The 6053-nt window shown below is 43.9% G+C and carries 11 protein-coding genes; 2 read left to right on the top strand and 9 right to left on the bottom strand.

Translation table 11 applies throughout. The features are described from left to right. Window positions 1–140: 140 nt before the first annotated feature. The 5 genes from Q1A70_RS18430 to Q1A70_RS18410 are packed head-to-tail and all read right to left on the bottom strand — an operon-like array spanning window position 141 to window position 2298. Entirely contained in the window at window positions 141–464 is a 324-nt protein-coding gene (locus tag Q1A70_RS18430) for a hypothetical protein (RefSeq protein ID WP_299695086.1), read from the bottom strand. Then, window positions 454–972 (bottom strand): DMT family transporter, encoded by a 519-nt coding sequence (locus Q1A70_RS18425; protein ID WP_299695083.1) that lies wholly within the window; start codon window positions 970–972, stop codon window positions 454–456. Before Q1A70_RS18425 ends, Q1A70_RS18430 begins: the two co-directional genes overlap by 11 nt. Beyond that, complete coding sequence (locus Q1A70_RS18420; RefSeq protein WP_299695080.1) at window positions 969–1412, bottom strand: DMT family transporter; 444 nt, start codon at window positions 1410–1412, stop codon at window positions 969–971. The genes Q1A70_RS18425 and Q1A70_RS18420 overlap by 4 nt, the downstream gene beginning before the upstream one ends. Then, complete coding sequence (locus Q1A70_RS18415) at window positions 1409–1939, bottom strand: VOC family protein (protein WP_299695077.1); 531 nt, start codon at window positions 1937–1939, stop codon at window positions 1409–1411. Before Q1A70_RS18415 ends, Q1A70_RS18420 begins: the two co-directional genes overlap by 4 nt. Continuing rightward, entirely contained in the window at window positions 1939–2298 is a 360-nt protein-coding gene (locus Q1A70_RS18410; protein WP_299695074.1) for a carboxymuconolactone decarboxylase family protein, read from the bottom strand. Before Q1A70_RS18410 ends, Q1A70_RS18415 begins: the two co-directional genes overlap by 1 nt. Window positions 2299–2562: 264 nt before the next feature. Here Q1A70_RS18410 and Q1A70_RS18405 point away from each other — a divergent pair, with 264 nt between their 5' ends. Further along, window positions 2563–2895 carry a peptidase gene (locus Q1A70_RS18405; protein ID WP_299695071.1) on the top strand — a complete coding sequence of 111 codons (333 nt, stop codon included), beginning with the start codon at window positions 2563–2565 and terminating at the stop codon, window positions 2893–2895. A gap of 114 nt (window positions 2896–3009) precedes the next feature. On the opposite strand, the gene Q1A70_RS18400 is transcribed toward Q1A70_RS18405, so the two are convergent. The 3 genes from Q1A70_RS18400 to Q1A70_RS18390 form a co-directional block, all read right to left on the bottom strand. Then, entirely contained in the window at window positions 3010–4068 is a 1059-nt protein-coding gene (locus tag Q1A70_RS18400) for a nickel/cobalt transporter (protein ID WP_299695068.1), read from the bottom strand. Window positions 4069–4175: 107 nt separating this feature from the next. Continuing rightward, a complete protein-coding gene (locus Q1A70_RS18395; protein ID WP_299695065.1) occupies window positions 4176–4898 on the bottom strand; it encodes a DUF1007 family protein in 723 nt (240 codons plus the stop codon). A gap of 180 nt (window positions 4899–5078) precedes the next feature. Then, window positions 5079–5294, bottom strand: a complete 216-nt coding sequence (locus Q1A70_RS18390) for a hypothetical protein (RefSeq protein WP_299695062.1) — start codon at window positions 5292–5294, stop codon at window positions 5079–5081. A 40-nt stretch (window positions 5295–5334) separates the two neighbouring features. On the opposite strand from Q1A70_RS18390, the gene Q1A70_RS18385 reads away from it, so the two are divergent. After that, window positions 5335–5592 carry a hypothetical protein gene (locus Q1A70_RS18385; RefSeq protein WP_299695059.1) on the top strand — a complete coding sequence of 86 codons (258 nt, stop codon included), beginning with the start codon at window positions 5335–5337 and terminating at the stop codon, window positions 5590–5592. Between the two features lie 115 nt (window positions 5593–5707). On the opposite strand, the gene Q1A70_RS18380 is transcribed toward Q1A70_RS18385, so the two are convergent. After that, window positions 5708–5887 (bottom strand): hypothetical protein, encoded by a 180-nt coding sequence (locus tag Q1A70_RS18380; RefSeq protein ID WP_299695056.1) that lies wholly within the window; start codon window positions 5885–5887, stop codon window positions 5708–5710. Window positions 5888–6053 lie beyond the last annotated feature (166 nt).

The raw sequence follows: 6053 nt of genomic DNA, 5'->3' as shown, positions 1-6053 counted from the left end.
CTGGCATTCATGTTGATGTGGCTACCGATGTATTGTTGAACGCGAAATGTACAGCAAAGATCAACACGCCCTAGTCAAAGATTACGTTCTAAACATAAAAAAAGGCAAGCTAATAGTTAGCTTGCCTGAAGGTTCATTTATTATGCGGTGAGAATATTCTCAGTAACAATAAAGTGTGCATCCTCGCTGAAAGATTGGAACTGCTCGACAATCTTCTGCATCTCTTGAGTTTGAATATCGTTAAGAAATGCCTCTTCAGAATCAATCTGAATAATCTCAAAGTAATCCCATGGTGACGTCTTATCTTGACCAAACATGCTGATGCCTTTGAAGACCTCGAACGATGAAACACTACTGAGTTTGTTTACTGTCGGTAGATCTGACTCTTTGGCCCATTGAAGATATTGAGTTTCATCCGTGGTTGATTTTAGGTTAAAGAACACGATGATGGTTTTAGCTGACATGCAATGTTTCCTTGGTAAGGTGAGTCGTCATATTGTCTTTTGCTAACGGTGCTTCTAATTCGGTTTGTATTTGGCGATTGGCGATATAAATACAGACCAAGGCGCACGCAATGCAGACCATGGCAGCAATACGCCAATAATTCAGTTCAATGGGCGTATTCCCAAGCCAACCTTGAGTATCGATTATCAGGCTCATGATCATCTGGCCTAAAATGGTGGCAACAGTGGCAATCGCGACACCCACCTTTGGCACTGCCGCAACCATGACGATCATGTAAAAGATGCCAAATAGTGCACCCGCGAGTTGCCATTTAGGTACCGATAACAGAGTTGCGTCATAACTTGGTTCAAAGAAGAAAATCAGTAAACCCGTGATAACGGTTCCCATACTAAAGGTCAGTAGGGAGCTTTCAATCACACCTACTTTTGCCCCCAGTTGACCATTAATCGCCGCTTGAGCACTCAATGCCATGCCTGATGTAATGGCAAGTAAAATAATCAGCGTCATGATTGTCCTCCTAAATAGACACAACAGAGAGCGAGGAATATGAACCCCAAACCAAGCAAACGCAGTGGGTTAGTCGCTTGCTTTGGCATTGCAAACCAGCCGAAGTAGTCAATTGCAAAACTCTTAGTGATTTGACCAAACAGGACGCAAACCATTGTCATTGCGACCCCTAAAATTGGCGTCGCTAATGTAAGAACGACCACGTAGATAGGCCCCAGTAAACCACCGATAAGCTGCCATTTTGGAATGGTATTCCAAGCTTTGAATTGTCCATTCGGTGTGAAGTGACGAATCACCCAAAGCAACGCAGTACCAACGCCAAAGATGCTCAAGGTGGCCCATAAATGGCCGACTTGTTCACCTAAAGGGCCAAGTAAGCCTGCCTCGAAAGACAAGCCCATACCCGCGATCACAATCATCACGATAAAAATAATGTTCATCGTGGGTCAAACAACGCAGCAGAAGCACGATTTGCATGAGCTTTATTTGCATAAGCTTTGCCGTTTGGATAAGACACAAGTTCTAGTTGCATGCCCCAAGGTGCCATGAAGTAAACCCAAGATTCTCCTGTAGTAGGGCCTTCAGTCATGGTGGTTGCTTTTCCGAGGACTGTGATGCCTTGGTCTTTTAGATACGCTACCGCGGCATCCATATCCTCAACGTAGAAAGCAAGGTGGTGACCACCAATGTCGGCGTTATTTGGTGCTGTTTTATTTCTTTCTACTGCGTCTGAGTATTCAAAGATCTCTAAGTTAATCGCTTTCGCGTTCATCACTGCGATCTTGGTGATCTCTGCACGTGGATTAACGTTTAAGTGATCTTTCATCCAGTCATCATCGGACGAGAATGGACCAAACTCATACGCCAGTTCAAAGTCAAAATGCTCTCGGAAGAAAGCGATAGCTTCATCTAAATTCGGTACCGTGAAACCGATATGGTCTGGTTTTTTTAGCCCTGGAATAGCCATTAGAAATCTCCTCGTTCATGACGAATTTTGTTGAGTGCGCCCATCGTCGTCGCCCCTTTGTTAAAGCCAGTGTATGCCGATGCAAATACGATTAACTCTTCAAGCTCTGCATAGGTCGCCCCTTGTTTAAGTGCCATATCAACGTGAGCGCCAAATGGATTACCTTCGCCCGTTACGTTGAGCGCCATTTGGTCAATCGCAAGGCTAATGAGCGCTTTGGTTTTCTGGTCAATTAACGGCATGCCCCATGCTTCTCCCGCAACTCGTACGGTCATATCGCCCCATACTGGGTTGATTGATTTGAGGCCCTCAATCAGTGCTTGATCATCCAGCACTGCATTCTGATATTTCTCAGTCATATTCAACTTTCTCACTTATCAATTTGGTTCGCCGCAGCGGATGAAGGGGATTATAGAGAGCGATGAGATTTGAAAAACCAGCGAAATGGAATAGGACTTATGCGGAATCTGCACAGACGTGCTGAGAACAGGAAAAGAAGCTAAGGCGAGAAAATGGAGAAGAGGGGAAATGGAAGGCACCTACACAATGACTAACATTTTTTTCACGCGCTACACCACATTATCAAGGTGGTGAAAATAGCCATAAAAGCTAAGGAGAAAACAATGAAACAGTTAATTTTATGCGGTGTTTTGGCCGCTGTTAGTACATTTAGTGTTTCAACCTATGCGGCTCAAGGCTCAGAGATAATCAGTAAAGAACAAGCGATCAAAGCGGCGCTGTTATCTTTGGATGTCGAGGTACTTGGTATTCGTCATGACGAGCCTGACAATCAATGGGATGTGTTTGTTACGCGTGATGATAAAGCTTATGAGATCGAAGTTGATGTGCTAACTGCACAAATTGTGGCGGTTGAAGAAGAAAGCCTTGCTGAAGTGCAAGCTGAACTGTCCGGAGAATTATCCCATGAAGGCGTTACTGGTGACGTGGATAAGTGATTCTAGAAGACCATTTACATTCATAAGATAAAACTAAGGCCTCGCGTTTGCGAGGCCTTGATGTGTGCGGTACGAGTGAAAAGAACCTGAGTTTAATTGCTACTCGGTTGTGTGCTACATAGTGAATACAGGGGACATGCCGCTGTCTTGGCCGTTCATTAATAACAAGCCAATCAACACGAGTAAAATGCCGCCAAAGAGTTGCAAGTAGTGACCTGCGGCTTTTAATGAGGCGTTGCTGTTCTTGTTTCCTGCTGCCAAGTAGCGTTTCACCAAATGTTTGCCGGTAAGCGTCATGACTGCAATTATCGAGGTCGTTAATGCGGTTCCGATTGCCATGGCAAAGGCGCTCACGACGCCCATCCAAAACAAGCCAACCATATTCGCGAACAATAGCACCATGATTGCCCCCGTGCATGGCCTTACGCCGATAGTGACAATAATTCCTGCATATTCGCGCAGCGTGGACGCCTGATTGATAGCCTCTGCATCGGCGACATGTTGGTGACCACATCCGCAGTCTGCGTGAGAGTGTTCTGCTGCTGGGGATGCTGAATTCGATACTGGCGCGCGAATAGTTATTACTGAGCGCGCTGCCACTGAGGAAACCGAACCTGCCGCTAATGGGGTAATAGCCTTCACTTTTAGTTTTGGCTTATTCATTGCTTTGTAAATGTTTTTTACGGCCTTCCAACAGATCATCACACCTACCAAAGTGACGAGAGCAAAGCTTAACGAGACAAACATATTAGCTTTGTCATTCACCACACGCATTGAGGCGCTAAATCCCCACAGTAATACGATTACCAATAAGATAGCGACAACAGCTTGTAAAAAAGCGGAGACAACCGTGAGTACTAAACTGGCTTTCGCTTTGGTTGGGTGCGTGGCTAAGTAGGTTGATACGATAACTTTGCCATGTCCCGGCCCAAGTGAGTGCAGCATGCCATAGATGAAGCTGAATCCAATCAGGTAACTGCCCGAGCCCCAAGGGTTCGATTGAGCTTCGTAGAGTAGGTTGGTAAGCTCAGCGTTGACTTCTCTTTGCCATTGGATACTGGAGATAACCAGCGACGGCCACATCGACCACAATTGATATACCGCGAAAGTAAGCAGCAATAGAGCCGCGCTACCAATAAGGTAATGATTGAATTGGAAATGATTTTTCTTCACTGAATGACAACCTATACCTGAACTTTTGCTCTAAATGAATGAAGAGCCTTATGAGTAAGGCGCTAACCGAATTCTGAACCCCTCTGGCAGGATAGTGGTGACTGCAATTAGGCGGCGGGAAGTGCTGCACAATGAAGCTCAACCGTTTGAGTAAACAGCTGGCCTAGAGTGTTATCTGGATCGGCGTCGGCAGGTAAGGACATCGCATAACTCATATGCTCAGGAGTTGGGTTAGGCTCAGCAAGCTTCAATTGACATTGCTTAGCTAACCCTGGAGATAGGGTAATGTCACGATGAGATAACCATGACATATCGACGAAGTAACTAGGGTCAAAAATCAATACGCGAAGCGAGTCGCGAGTCACCGGTTGTGGTTTAGCAAGTGGCAGTTCAAAAGTGAGCACCATCTTCGCTTTATCTCGCTCAAATTTTGCCTGCTCAGCCACCTGATATTTGATGAGCTGTTCACCCTCGTAGAAGTACGTAAAGTAGTGTTCGGACATCATGTTTTCGATGACCGATGTCGCAAGGTTTTGGAAGGTGTCTAATTCTTTCTCGGGAGAGAGGTCTTCTCCATCTAGCATATACATGGAGGTTATGGCATCAAAAGACCATTCCATCGAAAGGCCAGTGATCATGCCATTTTCTCCTTCAATATGGGTCTTCATTTCAATCCAAGAGTGAGGGTGGGCAGACAGATTTGGAGCAAAAAACCATAGTGCAAGCCAAAGGGGAATGCGTTTTATCGAGAGAAAGACAGTTGAGAAAAGGCTGACACAACGAGAAGGTAAGGGGGACAATACATCAATGAGAAAAGCGAACAGTTTCATAAGGGCTGAGGGTTATTTAAAATAGTGTTATATCATAACAAATATCGCGGTTGTATCTCGTGAACTTTATCGTCTTACATGTTGCCATTGTTTTTCGGTAAAACGTTTCAAGGCTAAAGGCATAAAGCGGTTATAGCGTCATTTAAGGCCTCACGTTCGCGAGGCTTTTCTGAATTGCTGTTAAAGCAGGTTTTTTTGTTGTTCTGAAGCCGTGGCTTTACGCTTTTTAAAGTACTTAATCGCTGACCAAGCGAGGTAAGCGAAGGCTCCAACGATAAGCGCAGAACGAATGAGTATCGGTGCATCGTGCTCAAGCTGGCTAGCGTGCGGCATGATACTCGCGAATAGTCGAGTGGTAAAAAGTAGTCCCATAACTAACATAACAATTTTATTCATGCGACCTTCTTCCAATTCAATACGTTATACAGAACAAGGTGTGATAGATTCAACATGGGATGAATCCAAGGTTCGCTCTGCCGAAGAAATTAGAATGCGCTTATCAAACCTGACCGTCAACGAGATATCAGCCCAAAACGCGCAAGCTAATATTCCGTTTTTGAAAAATTCCATTTTTAAAAATACTGTATTACGTAGGTTAGAGAGGTTTTTTAAGCAAAGAAGAGAGAAGAGAGAAGAGAGAAGAGAATCAACGTTGAAAATAGGCATGTCTATATATTCGCATGATAGCAAATAGCTCAAAATATCTTATTAAACAACATAACAGTTGTTGTGTTTATAATCCATCGCCTCTATGAAATATATCAATACTTTAGATACAGTGGTGAGGTCTGGTGGTATTATTTGGGTGTTCACTTCGTCGAATATATCTTGTCTACCACCGACAAATCCATGTAAAAATTAAGGTCATGTTCAAGGTAGGTATACTTAATACCCACTTCCCCCGTATTAAAATCAACGTATTTGGCGATGTCTTCTTGAAAGTTATCAATCACTAACTGTAACAAGCAATCCTTGTCTAATACATTCATACTGTTCCTTAATACATGTTGTTACACTAATTGCATATTAAAGGTGAGCTTTCAAAAATAATCAAGATACTTTTCACAATACTACAACGTATACTCGTTCAACTTGAAGATGCAGGCTTGAGAACTTGAAAGTTATCATTAATTCGAGATGCCAAAGAACCTGCGA

Source organism: uncultured Vibrio sp. (assembly GCF_947488985.1).
Classification (GTDB): Bacteria; Pseudomonadota; Gammaproteobacteria; order Enterobacterales; family Vibrionaceae; genus Vibrio.
This window is presented reverse-complemented; position numbering and strand designations above follow the sequence as displayed.

What these genes read in the sequence shown, in the direction of transcription:
- Q1A70_RS18430 (WP_299695086.1), bottom strand. Translation starts at nt 464, where the DNA reads ATGTCAGCTAAAACCATCATCGTGTTCTTTAACCTAAAATCAACCACG.
- Q1A70_RS18425 (WP_299695083.1), bottom strand. Translation starts at nt 972, where the DNA reads ATGACGCTGATTATTTTACTTGCCATTACATCAGGCATGGCATTGAGT.
- Q1A70_RS18420 (WP_299695080.1), bottom strand. Translation starts at nt 1,412, where the DNA reads ATGAACATTATTTTTATCGTGATGATTGTGATCGCGGGTATGGGCTTG.
- Q1A70_RS18415 (WP_299695077.1), bottom strand. Translation starts at nt 1,939, where the DNA reads ATGGCTATTCCAGGGCTAAAAAAACCAGACCATATCGGTTTCACGGTA.
- Q1A70_RS18410 (WP_299695074.1), bottom strand. Translation starts at nt 2,298, where the DNA reads ATGACTGAGAAATATCAGAATGCAGTGCTGGATGATCAAGCACTGATT.
- Q1A70_RS18405 (WP_299695071.1), top strand. Translation starts at nt 2,563, where the DNA reads ATGAAACAGTTAATTTTATGCGGTGTTTTGGCCGCTGTTAGTACATTT.
- Q1A70_RS18395 (WP_299695065.1), bottom strand. Translation starts at nt 4,898, where the DNA reads ATGAAACTGTTCGCTTTTCTCATTGATGTATTGTCCCCCTTACCTTCT.
- Q1A70_RS18390 (WP_299695062.1), bottom strand. Translation starts at nt 5,294, where the DNA reads ATGAATAAAATTGTTATGTTAGTTATGGGACTACTTTTTACCACTCGA.
- Q1A70_RS18380 (WP_299695056.1), bottom strand. Translation starts at nt 5,887, where the DNA reads ATGAATGTATTAGACAAGGATTGCTTGTTACAGTTAGTGATTGATAAC.